Annotated in this window: 16 protein-coding genes; 7 read left to right on the forward strand and 9 right to left on the reverse strand. The window is 73.0% G+C overall.

Annotated elements, in window-relative coordinates; translation table 11 throughout:
* Positions 1-11 precede the first annotated feature (11 nt).
* The 3 genes from ACIPSC_RS25695 to ACIPSC_RS25705 all read right to left on the reverse strand — a co-directional run bounded on the left by ACIPSC_RS25695 (position 12) and on the right by ACIPSC_RS25705 (position 2042).
* Entirely contained in the window at positions 12-782 is a 771-nt protein-coding gene (locus tag ACIPSC_RS25695) for a CDP-alcohol phosphatidyltransferase family protein (RefSeq protein WP_400828409.1), read from the reverse strand.
* A gap of 138 nt (positions 783-920) precedes the next feature.
* The gene (locus ACIPSC_RS25700) at positions 921-1619 is read right to left on the reverse strand and encodes a YidC/Oxa1 family membrane protein insertase (protein ID WP_400828410.1); all 699 of its coding nucleotides are present in this window, start codon (positions 1617-1619) and stop codon (positions 921-923) included.
* A 129-nt stretch (positions 1620-1748) separates the two neighbouring features.
* Positions 1749-2042 (reverse strand): DUF6412 domain-containing protein, encoded by a 294-nt coding sequence (locus ACIPSC_RS25705; protein WP_400828411.1) that lies wholly within the window; start codon positions 2040-2042, stop codon positions 1749-1751.
* Positions 2043-2221: 179 nt separating this feature from the next.
* On the opposite strand from ACIPSC_RS25705, the gene ACIPSC_RS25710 reads away from it, so the two are divergent.
* Entirely contained in the window at positions 2222-2506 is a 285-nt protein-coding gene (locus tag ACIPSC_RS25710) for a type II toxin-antitoxin system prevent-host-death family antitoxin (RefSeq protein WP_313763914.1), read from the forward strand.
* Positions 2499-2921: a type II toxin-antitoxin system VapC family toxin gene (locus tag ACIPSC_RS25715; RefSeq protein ID WP_400828412.1), complete on the forward strand. Its 423-nt coding sequence runs from the start codon at positions 2499-2501 to the stop codon at positions 2919-2921. The genes ACIPSC_RS25710 and ACIPSC_RS25715 overlap by 8 nt, the downstream gene beginning before the upstream one ends.
* Before the next feature lie 60 nt (positions 2922-2981).
* On the opposite strand, the gene ACIPSC_RS25720 is transcribed toward ACIPSC_RS25715, so the two are convergent.
* Complete coding sequence (locus tag ACIPSC_RS25720; RefSeq protein WP_400828413.1) at positions 2982-4073, reverse strand: Gfo/Idh/MocA family oxidoreductase; 1092 nt, start codon at positions 4071-4073, stop codon at positions 2982-2984.
* Between the two features lie 134 nt (positions 4074-4207).
* Positions 4208-5329 carry a lytic polysaccharide monooxygenase gene (locus tag ACIPSC_RS25725; protein WP_400828414.1) on the reverse strand — a complete coding sequence of 374 codons (1122 nt, stop codon included), beginning with the start codon at positions 5327-5329 and terminating at the stop codon, positions 4208-4210.
* Positions 5330-5753: 424 nt separating this feature from the next.
* Between ACIPSC_RS25725 and ACIPSC_RS25730 the strand changes: the two genes are divergently transcribed.
* The 4 genes from ACIPSC_RS25730 (at position 5754) to ACIPSC_RS25745 (ending at position 10161) form a co-directional block, all read left to right on the forward strand.
* A complete protein-coding gene (locus tag ACIPSC_RS25730) occupies positions 5754-6533 on the forward strand; it encodes an HAD-IIA family hydrolase (RefSeq protein WP_238862739.1) in 780 nt (259 codons plus the stop codon).
* A gap of 113 nt (positions 6534-6646) precedes the next feature.
* A complete protein-coding gene (locus ACIPSC_RS25735; RefSeq protein ID WP_400828415.1) occupies positions 6647-8026 on the forward strand; it encodes a low temperature requirement protein A in 1380 nt (459 codons plus the stop codon).
* Between the two features lie 120 nt (positions 8027-8146).
* Positions 8147-8875 (forward strand): uracil-DNA glycosylase, encoded by a 729-nt coding sequence (locus ACIPSC_RS25740; RefSeq protein WP_400828416.1) that lies wholly within the window; start codon positions 8147-8149, stop codon positions 8873-8875.
* Positions 8876-9282: 407 nt separating this feature from the next.
* Entirely contained in the window at positions 9283-10161 is an 879-nt protein-coding gene (locus ACIPSC_RS25745; RefSeq protein ID WP_400828417.1) for a glycoside hydrolase family 6 protein, read from the forward strand.
* 120 nt (positions 10162-10281) lie between these two features.
* Here ACIPSC_RS25745 and ACIPSC_RS25750 read toward each other — a convergent pair whose 3' ends face one another.
* The 4 genes from ACIPSC_RS25750 to ACIPSC_RS25765 all read right to left on the reverse strand — a co-directional run bounded on the left by ACIPSC_RS25750 (position 10282) and on the right by ACIPSC_RS25765 (position 16487).
* Positions 10282-12213 (reverse strand): galactose oxidase-like domain-containing protein, encoded by a 1932-nt coding sequence (locus tag ACIPSC_RS25750; RefSeq protein WP_400828418.1) that lies wholly within the window; start codon positions 12211-12213, stop codon positions 10282-10284.
* Positions 12214-12246: 33 nt separating this feature from the next.
* The gene (locus ACIPSC_RS25755; protein WP_400828419.1) at positions 12247-14361 is read right to left on the reverse strand and encodes a glycosyltransferase family 2 protein; all 2115 of its coding nucleotides are present in this window, start codon (positions 14359-14361) and stop codon (positions 12247-12249) included.
* 591 nt (positions 14362-14952) lie between these two features.
* Positions 14953-15720, reverse strand: a complete 768-nt coding sequence (locus tag ACIPSC_RS25760) for a 3-oxoacid CoA-transferase subunit B (RefSeq protein WP_400828420.1) — start codon at positions 15718-15720, stop codon at positions 14953-14955.
* A 5-nt stretch (positions 15721-15725) separates the two neighbouring features.
* Entirely contained in the window at positions 15726-16487 is a 762-nt protein-coding gene (locus tag ACIPSC_RS25765; RefSeq protein WP_400828421.1) for a CoA transferase subunit A, read from the reverse strand.
* A 411-nt stretch (positions 16488-16898) separates the two neighbouring features.
* On the opposite strand from ACIPSC_RS25765, the gene ACIPSC_RS25770 reads away from it, so the two are divergent.
* Positions 16899-18173, forward strand: coding sequence for a substrate-binding domain-containing protein (locus ACIPSC_RS25770; protein WP_400828422.1), 1275 nt, complete (start codon positions 16899-16901; stop codon positions 18171-18173).
* The last annotated feature ends 1 nt before the right edge of the window (position 18174 follow it).

An 18174-nucleotide genomic window follows, 5' to 3' on the forward strand; every position in this document is an offset into this window, starting at 1 on the left:
ACCGGCCGGGCTCAGCGCAGGCGCGACGAGGACAGGATCGACGCGAGGTGCGCGACCACCATCCCCCAGGTGATCACCGCGATGGCCGCGAGCGCGTACCGGGTCGGGCCGATGTCGCCTACCGCCGCGTCCGCCACCGCCGTGGCGAGCAGCACCAGCGAGGCCTCGATGCCGTTGGTCACCCGGTGGATCTTGAATATCGAGGCCAGCCGGCGCGCGTTGGCAATGCCCTGGGAGCGCGGCTGCGTCGACTCCTCGTCGGCCGGCGCCAGGCCGCTGCGCGCCCGCGCGACGTCCACCAGGTCGGTCGAGGCCTTCAGCAGCACCACGCCCAGCGCGGTCGCCAGCCCGACCGAGACCCACAGCTCCGAGCCCCCGCGCGCGGCCCGCACACCGGCCCCGATCATCAGCGCGGCATCGGCCAGGTACGCGCCGAGCCGGTCGACGTACACCCCCGCCGTACTGAACTGGCGCTTCCAGCGAGCCACCTCGCCGTCGACGCAGTCGAACAGCAGGAAGCCCTGGAACAGCACGGCCGCCAGCACGGCACCCGTCAGCCCCGGGATCAGCAGCGCGGCTCCGGCGCCCACCCCGCAGACCACCATCAGCCAGGTCAGCGTGTTCGGCGACACCGAGGTGCGGACCAGCTGCCGGGTGGTCCGCAGCGAGATGCGGCGCATGTAGAGGCGGCCCGCCCAGTGCTCCCCGTTGCGGCTCTGCAGCTTCGCCTGCGGCTGGCAGACCTCCCGCAACTCGGCCAACGCCGGAGCAGCGACCACCATGACGACTTCCCTCCATCGGTCCGACCGGCGGACGACCTGAATGACCAGCTCAGGCTAGAGGGCGGCCCCGAACCGCCCCGCGCCAGGGCGGGTCTCAGGCGGTCGGGAGTCCGGCGGTCTGCCCGGCTCGCGCGGCGGTCAGACCAGTGCCACGCCGGGGACCGGCACGGTGCCCCGGTGCAGCCAGGCGCGCTCGGCGGCGGACCAGGCGGTGGTGGTGAGCAGGTAGATCCCGGCGGCCAGCGGGACGAGCGCGGCGAACAGCACCGTGCCGAACGACAGGTACGGCAGGAACGCCAGACCCGGCTGCGGCGTCGCGGAGGCGGGCTGTGCCGCCTGCGCACGGCGGGCGCGCCGGAACCCGACGTACGCCACCCCGGCCAGCGCCGCGTACAGGAGACCGAACACCACCCACTGCGCCGCGCCCTGTGCGCTGCCGACGTGCAGGCCGAGCGGGACGCCGAAGAGGGTGTGGCCGAGCAGGTCGTTCGGGGTGGTGAACAGCCGGTACATCACCGAGAAGAACGGGATCTGCACCAGCATCGGCAGGCACCCCGCGAACGGCGAGGCCTTCTCCTCCTTGTACAGCTCGGCCAGCGCGGCCTGGAGCTTCTCCGGCCGGTCCTTGTGCTTGCGGTTCAGCTCCGAGATCTTCGGCGCGAGCCGGGCCCGCGCCTTCTCGCCGCGCGCCGCGGCCCGGGCCAGCGGGTGCAGCGCCAGCCGGACGCCGACGGTGAACAGGACGATGGCCGCGGCCGTGGGCAGGACGGTGGCGAGCGCGGCGACGACGTCGTGGGCCAGGGTGACGGCCGGGTCGAGAACTGCGAAAAGCGACATGGGGAGCGAGCCCTCCGGGGTCTCAGCGTCTGAGGACATGAGTGATCGGCGGAGGACGGCCGCGTTCGGACGGCGCTCGGAACCCCGGAGCGGCCGGTCGGCCTGCTCGGAGGGGGGAGAGAAGTGGAGCTACGCGGCCGTCGGGGCCGCTCCGGGTGCCCTGGGGCGTCGCCTGCCCCGGGCGTCCGGATCGCGCTGTGGAAGGAAGGCGGTCCGGAACGCGCGTCTGCGCAGCATCCCGTTCCGTACGGCGGCCGGTGCCCGTGCGCCGAGCAGCCGGGCGACGACCAGCGCCCCCGCCACCGCTCCGGTCAGCAGCACCACGGCCGCGGCGGTCGCCACCGAGGTCAGCGTGCCGCCCTCGGCGAGCACGTCCCCGCTCAGCAGGCGGAGCAGCCCGAGCAGCATCGCGACGAGTTCCACGCTGTGCTCCTCTCCTGCTCGCGGCCGGCCTGTTCCGGACGTTGACGACGATGGTACGGCCTGGAGGGTTCCGGCGGAGCGGATTCGTCAGGGTGCGATCCGCCACTCCTCGCGCAGCCGCTCAGCGGTTGCCGTTCACACTGTAGCCACGGGTGCTACACGGGGCTACCTTGGAGGGTATGAAGACGATTACCCAGCGGGAGTTCCGGAACAACTCCGCCGCGGTGATGGATGCGGTGGAGGCGGGCGAGACCTTCCACATCACCAGGAACGGGGTCGAGGTCGCGGAGCTGCGACCGGTGACGGGCCGGCGACGGCTCACGGCGGAGGAGCTCGTCGCGCGGCACGTGAAGCTGCCGCGCGTCGACTACCACCAGATGCGCAAGGAGTCCGAGGAGTACTTCGGGTCCGAGGAGCTGGTCGGGGACGACGGCGACGACCCCTTCGAGCGGCCGCGTGGCTGAGCGGCGCAGGGCGCCCCGGCGGCGGCCGGCCGGGGTGCTGGACACCTGCGTCTACATCGACCTGGCACTGCTCAGCCCCTCCGACCTGCCCGCCGTGCCGGAGCTGACCGCGATCACCTTCGCCGAGCTGCAGCAGGGTGTGTCGATGGCGCGCGACCCGGTCAGCCGGGCGGCCCGGCTGGAGGTGCTGGGCGCGGCGATGGCCGACTTCGACCCGCTGCCCTTCGACGCGGCGGCCGCCGCGCGGTACGGGACGCTGGTCACGCTCACCATCGCGGCCGGGCGGCAGCCGCGCCCGCGGCGGATCGACCTGATGATCGCCGCCGTCGCCTCCGCCCACGGGCTGCCGCTCTACACCCGCAACGTCGCGGACTTCCGCGGCCTGGGGTCGGCGGTGGAGATCATCGGCATCTGACGCCCGGGGGCCCGGGTCCCCCGGGGACCCCAAGCCCTCGGGGGACCCTGGGCCCGAGGGTCAGTCCAGCCGGACCGTCGTTCCGGTGGCGGCCGCGGCGCGGGCGGCCTCCAGGACGGTGAGGGTGGCGACGGCGTCCCGCGGGTCGACCGGGGGCGGGGTGCCGGGGTTGGCCAGCGCGGCGGCCACGCCCGCGTAGAACGCGGGGTAGTCGCCCGGGTCGGTGCGGACCGGGACGGTGGACTCGTCGGTGCCGAGGGTGCCGTAGTGGCCGGGCTCGTCGGCGCCCCACGGGCGCCCGTCGCCCGGGCGGTGGCCGGCGCGCAGGTCGGCCTCCTGCGGGTCCATGCCGGTCTTCACGTAGCCCGCGGCGTCGCCCAGCACCCGGAGCCGGGGGCCGACCATCGGCGCGATGGCGCTCGTCCACAGGTGCGAGCGGGTGCCGGAGGCGTGGGTGAGGGCGAGGAAGGCGTCGTCGTCGACCACCGCGCCGTCGCGGCGGACGTCGATCTCCGCGTAGACCGTCTCGACCGGCCCGAACAGCGCGAGCGCCTGGTCGACAAGGTGGCTGCCCAGGTCGTAGAGGGTGCCGCCGACCTCGGCCGGGTCGGCCAGCTCGCGCCAGCCCGGCTTGGGCTTGGGCCGGAACCGCTCGAACCGGGACTCGAAGCGGTGCACCCGGCCGAGCGCGCCCTCGCGGATCAGCCGGGCGGCGGTGAGGAAGTCACCGTCCCAGCGGCGGTTCTGGAAGACCGTGAGCAGCACGCCCCGCTCCTCGGCCGTCCTGCAGAGCTCCAGCGCCTCGGCGGCGGTGGCGGCCAGCGGCTTGTCGACGACGGTCGCCAGCCCGGCGCGCAGCGCCGCCCGGGCGAGCGGCACGTGGGTGCGGTTGGGGGAGGCGATGACGACCAGGTCGAGCGCGTCCGGGTCGGCGAGCAACTGCTCCGGGGTGTCGACGGCGCGGGTGCCGGGGTGCTCCCGGAGCAGCTGGGCACGACGGTCGGGGTTGGCGGTGACCACCGCGTCCAGCCGCAGGCCCGGGGTGGTGGCGATCAGCGGGGCGTGGAAGGCGGAGCCGGCCAGGCCGTAGCCGATCAGGCCGACCCGGAAGGGGCCGTCGTGCTGGGCGAGGGGGCGCGAGGAGGGGCTCATGCGCCCTACTCAATCACGCTGCGTCCGATTGGCCCGGGTTTCGGAGACGGGGCGGGGAACGCCGCCGATCGCGGCGGCCGGGGCAGCCCGGGTGCGGTCCGCTGCCGCACCCGGGCTCGGTGGCGGAAGCCGATTCAGCGGGCGTGGCCCCGGCGGCGGCGCTGACGGTGGAGGACGGCGACGGTGGCGCCGGCGAGGAGGAAGGCGGAGCCGACGGAGGCGAGGATGCCGAGGGATCGGTCCGAGCCGGTCTGGGCGAGCTGGTCGGGTGCGGCGGCGGTCGTCGCGGGGGCGGTGTCGGCGGCGCCGGGGGTACCCGGGGTGCCCGCGGTGCCGGTGGGGGTCGGCACCGCGGGCGCGGGGGCGGTGGGCGTGGGGGTGGTGGGCACGGCGGTCGGTGCGGCCGGTGTGCCGGCGGAGGCGGGGACGGGTGCCGCGGTGGGGGCGGTGACGCCGCCGGCCGGGGCGGGGGCGGTCGGGGCGCCGCCGGTCGGCGCGGGGGTGTGGCCGTGGTCGTGGCCGCCGGTGGTGGTGGCTCCGGTGGGCGTGGTGGCTCCGGTCGGCGTGGTCGCGCCGCCGGTGCCGGTACCGGTGTTGGTGCCGGGGTTGGCGCCGCTGCCGTCGAAGACGACGTCCGAGCAGGAGTAGAACGCCTCCGGGCTGTCCGAACGCTGCCAGATCGCGTAGATCAGCTGGCGCCCGGTCTTCCCGGCCGGCACCTTGCCCGGCAGTACGTACGAGCCGTCCACGAGCTGCGGGTCGGTGACCGTGAGGAAGGGCTGTGGCTCAAGGTTCGCCCAGGTCAGCGGCTTGGTGGGGGAGTAGCTGCCGTTGGTGATGTAGAGCTGGAAGGTGCCCTTGTGCGGGGCGGTGGCGCGGTAGCGGAAAGTGAAGTCGGCCCCCGAGGTGAGGTTGGTGGCCGGCCAGTCGGCGCGCGGCAGATCAAGGCCCCGGTAGGTGTCCGAGCCGGCGCTGCACAGCTTCCCGTCCGGGATGAGCTCCCGGTGGCGGCCGGCGGCGTCGCCGATCCGCAGGCTCATCCAGTCGTACAGCGCCGCCGTGCCGCCGGTGGCCACGGCCGCCGTGCAGGCCGCCGACTTCGGGTGTTCGGCGCCCTCCAGGTAGCAGCCCTCGACCCGGCTGAGCGGGTTCTGCATCGAGCCGTGCGCGGCGGCCGGGGCGGCGGTCAGGCCGACGGCGAGGCCGGTGGCGGTGAGGGTGAGGACGGCGGCGGAGAGACGGCGGCGCACGGGCATGGCAGGGGACTCCTCCGAGGAGCGCGGTGAGGGTGGTGCCGCTCACGCTAGACCCGCGGGGCGGCCGCACTGAGGGGTCATCAGTGCGGTTAGGGGCTGCTTAAGGAGCCCTTGAGACAGGCGCGGTGCCGGGCGGGTTCCCGGGCAGGAGGGGTGGCGGCTCCGGGCAGGGACGGTGACGGCTCCGGGTGGGGAGGGCGGTTCTCCGGGCCGCTCTCCGGCCGGCCGGCCCGGAGACCGGGACCGCGCTGTCGTCGGCCTGGCGTGCGGATTAGGCTGTGCCCCGTTGGGGCAGCCAGCAGTACCCCCGGCGGTCCGGTGTCCCGGGGAGGGTCCGGCCGGTGGGCGGCGCAACGGTGACGGCGGTGCGCCGAAGGTTCGTACGACCATCGCAAGACGTTGCAAGACTTCGGGAGACACGCACGTGGCAGACCGCAAGCCCATCGAGTCCTGGCTGACCGACATGGACGGGGTCCTCATCCACGAGGGCACGCCGATCCCCGGTGCGGAGGAGTTCCTGCGCCGGCTGCGGGAGTCCGGCAAGCCGTTCCTGGTGCTCACCAACAACTCGATCTACACCCCGCGCGACCTCAGCGCCCGCCTGGCCGGCATGGGCCTGGACGTGCCGGAGGAGTCCATCTGGACCTCGGCGCTGGCCACGGCGCAGTTCCTCAAGGGCCAGCGCCCCGGCGGCACCGCGTACGTGATCGGCGAGGCGGGCCTCACCACCGCGCTCTACCAGGCCGGCTACGTGCTGACCGACAACAACCCGGACTACGTCGTCCTCGGCGAGACCCGCACCTACAGCTTCGAGGCGCTCACCAAGGCGATCCGGCTGATCAACCAGGGCGCCCGGTTCATCTGCACCAACCCGGACGAGACCGGCCCGTCCACCGAGGGCGTGCTGCCGGCCACCGGTTCGGTCGCGGCGCTGATCACCAAGGCGACCGGTGTCGAGCCGTACTTCGTCGGCAAGCCCAACCCGCTGATGATGCGCGAGGCGCTCAACACGGCCGGTGCCCACTCGGAGTCCGCCGTCATGATCGGCGACCGGATGGACACCGACATCGTGGCCGGCATGGAGGCGGGCATGGAGACCATCCTGGTCCTCACCGGTCTCACGGCCGCCGCCGACGTGGAGCGTTTCCCGTACCGGCCGACCCGGGTGGTCAACTCCATCGCGGACCTGGTCGAACTGATCTAGCGTTCGTTCTGTTGTTCGGGCCCTCTCCCCGGCCGCCCGGCCGGGGAGAGGGCCCGCGCGCTGTGCGGGGTGAGTCCGTGCACGGTGCGTCCGTGGTCGCCGAGGAGGGGCGGATGAGCACAACGACGGGGGAGCCGGCCGGGGGGCCGGACACGACGGGCGGGACGTCGGCCGCGACGCCCGCGACGGCGACGGCCGTGACGGCGACGGCGACAGCCACGACGGCCGGGGCGTCGGGGGTGGAGGCCGGCCCGGGCCCGGTGGAGGAGAAGCGCGTCACCTGGGCGGAGCTCTACTTCGACCTGGTCTTCGTCTTCGCGATCACCCAGGTCTCCGGCCTGCTGCACCACCACCACGACGTGGCCGGAGTCGCCCGGGCCCTGGTCGTCTTCGTGCCCGTGTACTGGTGCTGGGTCGGCACCACCGTGCAGGCCAACATCCGGGACGTGGACACCCCGAAGGGCCGGATCGGCATCCTCGCGGTGGGCCTGGCCGGCCTCTTCATGGCGCTGGCCGTGCCCGCCGCGTACGAGGGCCGGGGCCTGCTGCTCGGGGCCGGGTACTGGGCGGCGCGAGTGGTGCTGCTGCTGGTGCTGATCCGCATCCCGGGCGTCTGGCGCGGGCCCTACGGGGTGGGCGTGCTGGTCAGCGGCCCGCTGCTGCTCGCCGGCGGGCTGCTGCCGGAGGGGCCGCGGACGGCGCTCTGGGCGCTGGCGGCGGCCTGTGACCTCTCCGCCCCGCTGATCTTCCGCAGCCGGCTGGCCCGGGTCGCCTACCACCCGTCCCACATGCCGGAGCGGTTCGCGCTCTTCCTGCTGGTGGCGCTCGGCGAGTCGATCGTCGGGATCGGCGCCACGGCCGCGAAGGCGCATCTGGACGCGGTCGAGCTCGCCGCGGTGGCCGCGGCATTCACCATCTCCTGCGGGCTCTGGTGGCAGTACTTCGTCTACGCGGCGGACGCCATGCGGCACGCCGTCACCGTCGCGGACTCGCGCCGCGACATGATCCGCCGCATCTTCCAGTACGGCCACCTGGCGCTGGTGGCTGCGGTGATCGCGGTGGCGGTCGGCTTCGGCGAGACGGTGGCCGACCCGCGGCAGTCGCTCGGCGCCGGCTCGGTGGCGCTGCTGTACGGGGGCTGCGGGGTGTACCTGCTGACCTTCGGCTACACCCGGTGGATGATGTTCCGCGCGATGTCGACCACCCGGATCGTGGCGGCGGCGGTGGTGCTGGCGCTGGTCCCGGTGATGGTGCGGCTGCCGGCCATCGTGGTGCTGGCGGTCCTCGCGGTGGTGCTGGTGGCGCTGAACGTCGTCGAGCACGTCCGGGTGGAGGGGGCGGTGGCTGCGGCTGCCGCTGCAGCTTCCTCCTCGGCCTCCACTTCGGCTTCCGCTTCCTCGTCGGCGGCCGCGGGGTCCGAGGGGGCGGGCGCGGCGGCAGGTGCGGGGGCGAACGACGGTTCTGCGGGGGCCGACCGGTCCGCGGCGGAGTGAAGTGTCAGTCGGTCTGTGTAGCGTTCGGTGTGGAAAGAGGGCGTGCGGCGCAAGCGGCGCGGCGCGCCCGAGGTCGGGGCGGTGCGGCGGTGAGCGGCCGTCCGGTGGGAGGTTGATGTCGTGACGGACACGGTCGAGGCGGGCGTGGTCGAGGCTGGAGCGGGTGCCGGGCTGGAGCTGCCCGAGTCCTGGCGCGAGGTGCTGGGCGCCGAGACGGGGAAGCCGTACTTCGCCGAGCTGGCGGCCTTCGTGGCGGCCGAGCGCGCGGAGCACCAGGTGTTCCCGCCCAGCGGGCAGGAGTTCTCGGCGCTGGAGGCCACCCCGTACGAGAAGGTCCGCGTCCTCGTCCTCGGCCAGGACCCGTACCACGACGACGGCCAGGCCCACGGCATGAGCTTCTCCGTGCTGCCGGGCACCAAGACGCCGCCGTCGCTGCGCAACATCTTCAAGGAGCTGGACGCCGACCTGGGCATCCCGGCCCCGGACAACGGCTACCTGATGCACTGGGCCGAGCAGGGCGTGCTGCTGCTCAACGCGGTGCTCACGGTGCGCGCGCACGAGGCCAACTCGCACAAGGCCAAGGGCTGGGAGAAGTTCACCGACGCCGTGATCAAGGCGGTGAGCGCGCGCGAGGAGCCGGTCGTCTTCGTGCTGTGGGGCAACTACGCAAAGAAGAAGCTGCCGCTGATCGACACCGAGAAGCACGTGGTGGTCCAGGGCGCGCACCCGTCGCCGCTCTCCGCCAAGCTGTTCTTCGGCAGCCGCCCGTTCTCGCAGATCAACGACGCGCTGTCCGGCTTCGGCGTGGACCCGATCGACTGGCAGGTGCCGAACCTCAAGCAGGGCTGAGGCGGCCGGGGCAGGTCGACACCTCGCCCACGTACTGCCGCTGTCCGCTGTTCACCGACCTCGGCTGCCGGTCGGTACCCGGTGTGCGAAGCTGGGTTCCGACCGGGTCGCCGGACCGGGTCTGGGAGGGGCGGTACGTGCGCCGGTTAGGGCGAGGGCCGGGGTTCCGGCTGGCCGCGGGGGCGGCCGTGCTGGGCTTCGTGGCCGCCGTTGCGGGGTGCAACGGCAGTGGTTCGACGAGCAGTTCGGGCGGCGGGAGCGTGTCGGGGGGCACGTCGGGGGGCGCGTCCGGCTCGGGCGGGGCTGCGTCGGGGGGCGCGTCCGGCTCGGGTGGCGCATCGGCGTCCGCGGGGGCCGGCGGGCAGGCGGGCGGGGGTGACGCCGGCGGGTCCGCCGGACTGGCCCAGTTGCCCGGGCAGTCCTTCTACGTCTCGGACCAGACCTCGGCCGCCCGGCAGCTCGTCGCCCTGCGTGGCCAGGGTCGGACGGCCGAGGCCGACACGCTTCTGAGGATCGCGGCCCAGCCCTCCTCGCAGTGGCTCGGGGACCAGGCGGCCAAGGGCATCGCCGAGCAGGTGAGCCGCCGGGCCGCGGCGGTGGACCGCACCCCGGTCTTCGTCGCCTACAACATCCCGCACCGCGACTGCGGCCAGTACTCGGCGGGTGGTGCGGCCGACGCAGCCGCCTACCGCTCCTGGATCACCGGCCTGGCCGAGGCACTCGGGGACCGCCGGGCCTGGGTCGTGCTGGAGCCCGACGCCGTCGCACACACCCTGGACGCCTGCGGGGTGAAGGGCGCGGCCGCCGCCGAGCGGTACGGCCTGCTGGCCTTCGCCGTCCAGGAGTTGAAGAAGCGTCCGCAGGTGAAGGTCTACCTGGACGCGGGGAACCCCGGCTGGGCGCAGGACCCGTCCGCGATGGCCGAGGCCCTGCGCAAGTCCGGCATCGCCGCGGCGGACGGCTTCGCGGTCAACGTCTCCAACTTCTACGCCACCGACCGGAACGCCGCCTACGGCGCGGAGCTCTCCGCCGCACTGGGCGGGAAGCCCTTCGTCATCGACACCAGCCGCAACGGCAACGGCCCGATCGGCGGCGACGCCTGGTGCAACCCGCCCGGGCGGGCGCTCGGCGAGCCGCCCACCGCCTCAACCGGCCGGCCCGGCGTGGACGCCTACCTCTGGATCAAGAACCCGGGAGAGTCCGACGGCGAGTGCGGCCGCGGCGAGCCCAGGGCGGGCGAGTTCTGGCTGCCGTACGCGCTGGGGCTCGCACGCGGGGGCGCGTAGCGCGCGGCCGGCGGGAGGTGGGGGCTTGTGGGGCCTTGCCGGTCTTGTGGGCTTTGTGGGCCTTGCGGGCTTTGTCGGCCCTGTGGGCCACGGGCCCTTCGGGGCCTTGTCGGACGCGCCTCAGCCCGTCACCTTGATCCAGCGGGCCACCGACGGGGTCCCGGCGCTGTCCGTCACGAACAGCATGTACCAACCCGGCGGCAGCAGATCGGCGTTGGCGGGCAGGGTGAGCGCGACGGCGCCGTCCTTGCGGGCGCCGACGTCCAGGGCCACCGACCGTTGCTCGACGTCGGTCGCGTGGGTCACCGAGCTCGGCCGGATCAGCTTCGCGGTGGCGATGCCCCCGGCGTTCGGCGAGTCGACCGTGATCGTCCCGCCGAGCCTGGCGGTCTCCGGCGCGCCGGTCAGTTGCGGGCGCTCGCCGTGGAACAGGTACGGCGGCGTGTAGATCTCGATCCGCTGCTCGAAGGTGCCCGGCTCGGTGTCCGCCCGGTCGTTGAAGAGTGGGTTGGAGCCGAGGACGACCACGCGGCCGTCGGGCAGTAACAGCGCCTCGGAGTGGTAGTTCCGGCCGACGGTCGGCTCGGCGGCGGTGGTGAAGGCGTTGGTGTCCGGGTGGTAGACCTGCGCCTTGAGCAGGTCGCTCCTGTGCTTGCCCCGGTAGTCGCTGGAGCCGCCGGTGGTGAACACGGTGTCGTCCGGCAGGATCACGCTGTTGAGGTACCGGGTGCCGCCGGCCGGGAGGTCCGGCCCCGGGGTGAACGCGGGCTTGGCGGCGGACAGGTCGGCGATGTCGGTCCGGGCTGAGGACAGCGGTGACTCGCCCACCCCGCCCCCGCCGAGCACCATCACCTTCTGCGCCTGGGCCGGCGGGAGCAGCACCGAGGACGAGGTCTCGGTCAGCGCCGGATCGCGCAGCCCCGGCACCGGTTGGAAGCTGTTGTCCTTGAGGTCCCAGAGCCCCGGCTCCCGGCCCTTGTCGGCCGGCCCGTAGCCGGCGTTGGAGCCCGAGTAGAAGAGCTTGCCGGAGGCGGTGAGGAAGATCGACGGGTAGGTGGGGAAGTACCGGTCGGGCGCCTTGGACCAGGTCTTGCTCGCCGGGTCGTAGATCTCGTTGTCGTTGCCGCTGAGGATCTGCCCGGTGTCGTCGAGCCCGGAGACGGTGACCACCCGTCCGTCGCCCAGCCCGGTGAGGGTCGGGTACCAGCGGGCGTACGCCATGTCGGCGACCGGCTCGTACAACTCCGTGTCCGGGTTGAACTCGAAGGCCGAGCGGATGCCCTGGAAGTCCTGCTTCTCCAGCGTCAGGCGGTCGGCCATGCCGTAGAGGTTGCGGGCCTCGGTGCCGCTCAGCCCCTTGATCGTGTACTGGGCGGGCGAGTCGGCGACGGAGTCGGCGCCCGCTGCCACCGCCTCCACGAAGACGTGCTGCTCGCTCGCGGTGACGACCGTCCGGTCCCCGGCGCCGGTCTTGACCGCCGCCGGGACGGTGACCGCGGCGGTGGACACGTACGCGCGACCGTTCGGCGCGGTGAACACCGTGCCCTTGGGGAAGGTACGGGCGGCATCGGGGTTCTCGTTGCGCACCCGCATGGTGCCGGCCGCCTTCTTCACGGCGCCGTCCAGCGCCTCGTAGCGCAGGGTGCCGCCGGCCACCAGCAGCCGTCCGTCCGGGAGGGCGGTGTGGCCGCCGCAGAACATGTCGGCAGGGGTCGGGACCGGCTTGTACGTGTTCTTGGCCGGATCCCAGAGCAGGCTCCTGAAGCTGCCCGCGTCGAACTGCCGTTGGTCGTTGCCGGAGCCGGCGATGATCAGGATCTTGCCGGTCCGCAGCAGGGTGGCGTGGATGGCGTTGATCCGGAACTCGGCGGGCAGGGTGACGGTCTGCCAGTGGCCGTACTCGGCCTTGTACTCGGCGCGGTTGATCACGTACTGGTGGTACTGCTCGTTGGCGAAGCCGAGCACGGCCGGCGCGTTCATCCCGGCCACGGTCAGCGCGACCGTGCTGCCGAGGGCGAAGCGCCTGGTGCGGCCGGCGTTGCGGATCTTCACGGTGGTTGGTCCCCTCGTGCTGCGGGTTCGGGTTCAGCGTGCGGTGGGCGCCGTGGCGGCGGGGGCAGTGCTGGCGGCGGACCCGGTGGGGGCGGTGAGGGAGGCGGTGCGGGTGGTCGTGCCGGTGCGGCCCTGGGGTGGGACTCTCGGTGTGTTGGCCGGTGTGTTGGCCGGTGTGGTGGCCGCTGTGGGGGTGGCGCCGGTGACCGAGAGGGTGGAGGTGGGCCGGGCCCGGCGGCGGCGGACGGCGTCCGCGGCCAGCACCAGCATCGGCAGCAGACTGAGGAACAACGCCAGGCAGGCCCACGTACGCATGGCCACGTGATCGTGGCCGGTGAAGAACGAGGCGGTGACGGCGCCGCCGAACACCAGCGCCCAGAACAGGTGGATCCGGAACGTCGCCGGCCGGTCCGGGCTGGCCGAGTCACCCTTGGGCGTCACCACGAAGCGGCTGCGCAGGCGAAGCGCCGCTTGCAGAAACGATGCTGCGTAGATCGGCCCGCAGAGCGCCGACATCACCATGCCCGCCACCCCGGAGGACCCGGCCGGCTCGTGCGGGCTCACATTGTGTTTGCGGTTCCAGGTGTAGAGCAGGACCTGCAGGGCGGCCGCGTCGCTGTACAGCATCATCCAGATCTCGGACGAGACGTGGACGCCGGAGGCGCCGAATCCCAAGTAGAGCACGCTGGACACCCCGCCCAGTAACCAGGTTAGCGCCGCCATCGGGTAGAAGCAGACCATCAGCGTGTAGTTGAGCAGCCGGCCGGGCGAGAGCCGCCAGACCGCCCGCCAGTACTGGGTGAGCAGGGTCTCGTAGGTGCCCCGGCTCCACCGCAGCTGCTGGGAGAAGAAGTCGGTCCAGGACGAGGGCCCCTCGCCGACCGCCAGCACGTCCGGCGTGTAGACCGACTTCCAGCGCGCGCCGGTGGACGGGTTGCGGCGGCGGTGGAACTCCAGGCCGGTGGCCATGTCCTCGGTGATCGAGTCGTACAGCCCGCCGATCGACTGCAGCGCACTGATCCGGACGGCGTTGTTGGTGCCGACGAACATCGGTGCGCCGTACCGGTTCCCGGCCCGCTGGATCAGCGCGTGGAAGAGGAACTGCTGGCTCTCCGAGAACTTGGTGACGGCCGAGCCGGAGCTGCGGTAGTTCCCGTACACCTGCGGCCCGACCACGAACGCCACGTCGGGGTCACGGAAGTAGCCGAGCATCCGCTCGCAGAACTCGGGCAGCGGCACGTGGTCGGTGTCCACCGAGATCCAGAAGTCGTAGCCGGAGCCGTGGGCCTGGAGCCAGCTGTTGTAGTTGCCGTGCTTGGTCTTGGCGCGAAACCGGCCCTTGGGCTGGTTCCACTGCTCGATCCCGCGCCGGCTGAAGTGGCACGCGCCCAGCTCGGAGCAGAGGGCCCGCATCGCAGGATCGTTTCCCTCGTCCAACAGCCAGACGTCGTACGTTCCGTCGTGCCGGACGGCCAGTGCGGCGGTGAGGGTGGCCCGCACCATCTCCGGCGGCTCCTTGCCCGGCACGCAGGTGGTGAGGAAAGCGACCCGGGTGCCCGCCTCCGGTGTGACCGGCACCGGGTCGCGGGCGACCAGCGTCGCGTGGGTGTTGGAGACGACGTTGACCAGCCGGAACACCTCGACCACCGCGATGATCCCGATCATCACCTTGTCGCAGACCAGCAGCCAGGTGTGCGTCTCGCCGGGTCGGACCGGCCAGTGGCCGGGGAGCAGCAGCCAGACGAGGAGTACCGCCTCGACGACGGGGGCGGCGAGCAGGAGCAGCGCCGCTCGGAGGCGGTGCGGCTCGCGTCGCAGCAGGCTGCGGTACTGGACGCGATAGGGCGGCGGGGCCCCGGCGGCGGTGGCGGCGGCGGTCGGTTCGGTGGCGGCGGTCGGTCCGGCTTCGGTGGTCGGTGCGGTGGCGGTGGTCGGTGCGGTGGCGGGACCGGCCAGTCGGCTGAAGTGGGCGTAGTCGTACGGGGCTTCGGGGACCGGTATGGAGCGAAGGTCGTCGCCTGCCGCTGCCGCTGCCGTGGCTGCCGTGGCTGTGGCGGTTCCCGTGGTTGCGGCGGCTCCCGTCGGAGCCGTCGCGGCCGGGACTGGCGACTCCTCCCGATCCGTCTGGCGCGAGAACAGCTTGATCATGTGTGGCTCCCCCCGTGGCCGGCCGCGCGGGCCGACCCGTTCCGTGCGTGCTCCGACCGGGGGTGCGCGACCTGAAACCGCGCGCTGCGACCTGCGCGCCGGAACCACAGCTCCCCCCGGAGCCTTGCTTTCGAAGCAGAACAGCGGCCGGCGAACTGCGCCGTTTCCAGGCAGTTTCCGGGCCGTCAATCGTTAAAACGTATACGATCGATTGTCGTGCAGGGCTGCGCGGCTACTTCGAAGGCAGGATCCCGGCTCGTTCTCCGGACTCCCCACCGGGGGCGGGATCCTCGGGCTTCCACAACTGTCCCGGAGCGCTCACGTGATCGCAACCGATCTGCGAAATGATCATTGCGTAAGCATGAAGATATGGCGATTCCCGGCCAATTGCGGCAGCACTGATGCTAATGGCGGTAGTTGCGGTCGGTGGGTAGGTGGGCGGTCGGGTATTCCGGATCCGCGGGATGTGTCGAATGAGCAAGCGAAGGCCGGACTGCCGTGCTGGCAGTCCGGCCTTCTCCGGGTCTGGACCGGTTCCTTCTGCGGTGCTTCTGGCGCGATGCGCCTCCGGCGCTGCGGGCGCGACGCTCCTCAGCGGGCCGTTGGGAGGAGGAGGGAGGGCCCGGTCGCCGCCCGAACCTCGTCCACCGTCACCCCCGGTGCCGTCTCGACCAGGCGCAGTCCGTCCGGCGTGACGTCGATGACCGCCAGGTCGGTGACGATGCGGTCGACAACGCGCCGCCCGGTGGCGGGAAGCGAGAGCTCCTCGACGATCTTCGGCGAACCGTCCTTCGCGGTGTGCTCCATGACGACGATCAGCCGCCGGGCGCCGTGCACGAGATCCATCGCACCGCCCATGCCCTTGACCATCTTGCCCGGGATCATCCAGTTGGCGAGGTCGCCGGCGGCCGAGACCTGCATCGCACCGAGGACGGAGACGTCGATCCGGCCGGCCCGGATCATGCCGAAGGAGAACGCCGAGTCGAAGTACGAGGCCCCGGCGGCGACGGTCACGGTCTCCTTGCCCGCGTTGATCAGGTCGGGGTGTTCCGCCCCTTCGTCCGGGTACGGGCCGACGCCGAGAATGCCGTTCTCCGAGTGCAGTACCACGTGGACACCGGGCGGCAGATGATTCGGGATCAGCGTCGGCAGACCGATGCCCAGGTTGACGTACTGCCCGTCCCGCAGCTCGCGCGCCGCCCGGGCGGCGAGCGCGTTCCTCGGGTCGAGCACGGTGGTGGTGGTGCTGGTACCGCTGGTGCTGGTGCTGGTGCTGGTGCTGGTGCTGGTGCTGGTACCGCTGGTGCCGATGGTGATGGCGGTGCCGGTGGTGTTGGTTGCCGTTGGGGTGGTGGACATCGGCGTCAGGCCTCCAGGGTTGCGGTGCGGACGGTGCGGCGCTCGATCCGGCGGTCCCCGGGGTCCGCCGCGACCACGCGGTCCACGTACACGCCGGGCAGGTGGACGGCGTCCGGGCCCAGCTCGCCCGGCTCGACGATCCGGTCCGCCTCGACCACGGTGACGCGCCCGGCCATGGCGCAGAGCGGGTTGAAGTTGCGGGCGGCGGCGTGGAAGACGCAGTTGCCGTGCCGGTCCGCGACCTCGGCGCGGACGAGGGCGAAGTCCGCCGTGATGGCCTCCTCCAACAGGTACCGGCGGCCGCCGAACTCGCGGGCCTCCTTCGGCGGCGAGGCGAGCGCCACCGAACCGTCCGGCCCGTACCGCCAGGGCAGCCCGCCCTCCTCGACCTGCGTGCCGACCCCGGCCGGGGTGAAGAACGCGGGGATGCCGCCGCCGCCGGCCCGCAACCGCTCGGCGAGCGTGCCCTGCGGCGTCAGCTCCACCTCCAGCTCGCCGGAGAGGTACTGGCGGGCGAACTCCTTGTTCTCGCCGACGTAGGAGGAGGTCATCCGGGCGATCCGCCCCGCCTGGAGCAGCAGGCCGAGCCCCCAGTCGTCGACCCCGCAGTTGTTGGAGACCACCCGCAGTCCGGTGGTGCCCGTGTCGACCAGGGCGCCGATCAGCGTGCTGGGGATGCCGCAGAGGCCGAAGCCGCCGACGGCCAGCACAGCGCCGTCGGGAATGTCCCCGACCGCTTCGGCGGCGGAGTCCAGGACCTTGTCCAAAGGGTCACCTCGTGAGGGGAGTCGGTGGGATCGGTGGGAGGTGGTCGCGGTCCTCGCCGGTGCGGGTGCACGGCGTTCGCGGTGCGGGGTGCACGGGTGCGGATGGGGCGGTCCCACCGTGGAGCGCGGCTGCCGGAACCAGACCGTCGAGGCGACCGCCGTCGCTCCTGCCCCTCCACCGTCACCGGGCGCGGGTGGGCCGTGCCATGGCGGGGTGCGCCACGCGCAGGTCCGTGGGCATGGCGCCCGCCCACACGCGCGACCTCCCGACCGGCCACCGGACCAGCGGTATGGCGGCCGCAGCCACATCCACACGGGCTGATACGTCCGCCTGGCACATGTCGCAGCCCCCGTGCCACCCCTACGGTTCCGGCATCCACCCGCCGCAGCCCCCCTCAGGAGTCGGTCACCATGCGCAGCTCGACAGCCCCCACCAGGACCGCCTCCGGCGCCTCCGCAGGCGCGGCCGGAGCAGCCGGCCCGGCGCGCAGGCTCGCCGCCCTCGCGGCCTGCGTCCTCCTCGCGGCCGGCTGCGCCGAGGCCGGCACCGCGGGTACCGGCGCGGCGGACGGCGGCAGCGCCAAGAGCCCGGTCAAGGTCGGCCTGGTGTACTCCAAGACCGGGCCGCTGGCCGCCTACGGCAAGCAGTACCTGGAGGGCTTCAAGGCCGGGCTGAGCTACGCGACCAAGGGCAGCGGCGCGGTCGACGGGCACCGGATCGAGATCGAGGAGCAGGACGACGCCGGCGACCCGGCCAAGGCGGTCTCGGCCGCAAAGGACCTCATCGGCAAGGGCCACAAGATCCTGGCCGGCTCGACCGCCTCCGGCGTCGCCCTCCAGGTCGGCCCGATCGCCGCCCAGAACAAGGTGCTCTTCGTCAGCGGCCCGGCCGCCGCCGACAAGGTCACCGGCCTGAACAAGTACACCTTCCGCTCCGGCCGTCAGTCGTACCAGGACATCAGGACGGCGGCCTCGTTCATCGGCGACGCCAAGGGCAGGAAGGTCACCGTGCTCGCCCAGGACAACGCCTTCGGGCAGGCCAACGTGGCCGCCGTCAAGGCGGTCCTCGGCGCCCAGGGCGCCACGGTGGACGCCGTCCTCGCCCCGCCGAGCGCGACCGACCTGACCCCCTTCGCCACCCAGGCCAAGACCGCCAAGCCCGACCTGCTCTTCGTCGCCTGGGCCGGCGACACCTCCGCCGCCCTGTGGACGGCGCTGAACCAGCAGGACGTGTTCGCCGAGACCAAGGTGGTCACCGGCCTGGACCTCGCCGCGTCCTACCCGCTCTTCGGCCCCGCCGGCGAGAAGATCTCCTTCCTGAACCACTACTTCGGCGGCGCCGCCGGCACCCCGGTGGAGAAGGCCATGGACGAGGCCGTCACCGCCGCCGGCGGCAAGTCCGACATCTTCACCCCGGACGGCTTCACCGCCGCCCAGCTGATCGTGCACGCCGTCGAGGCCAACCACGGCTCCGCCGACGACACCTCGGCCCTGGTGAAGGCGCTCGAAGGCTGGAGCTTCGACGGGGTGAAGGGGCGCACCACGGTGCGGGCCGAGGACCACGCCCTGCTGCAGCCCATGTTCCAGGTCAAGCTGACCGGCAACGGGGCCGCCGCCAAGCCCTCGGTGGAGCGCACCCTCACCGCGGACGAGGTGGCACCCCCGGTCACCCCGATGGCGGGGTGAC

It is taken from the genome of Kitasatospora sp. NPDC090091 (genome assembly GCF_044747365.1).
Classification (GTDB): Bacteria; Actinomycetota; Actinomycetes; order Streptomycetales; family Streptomycetaceae; genus Kitasatospora.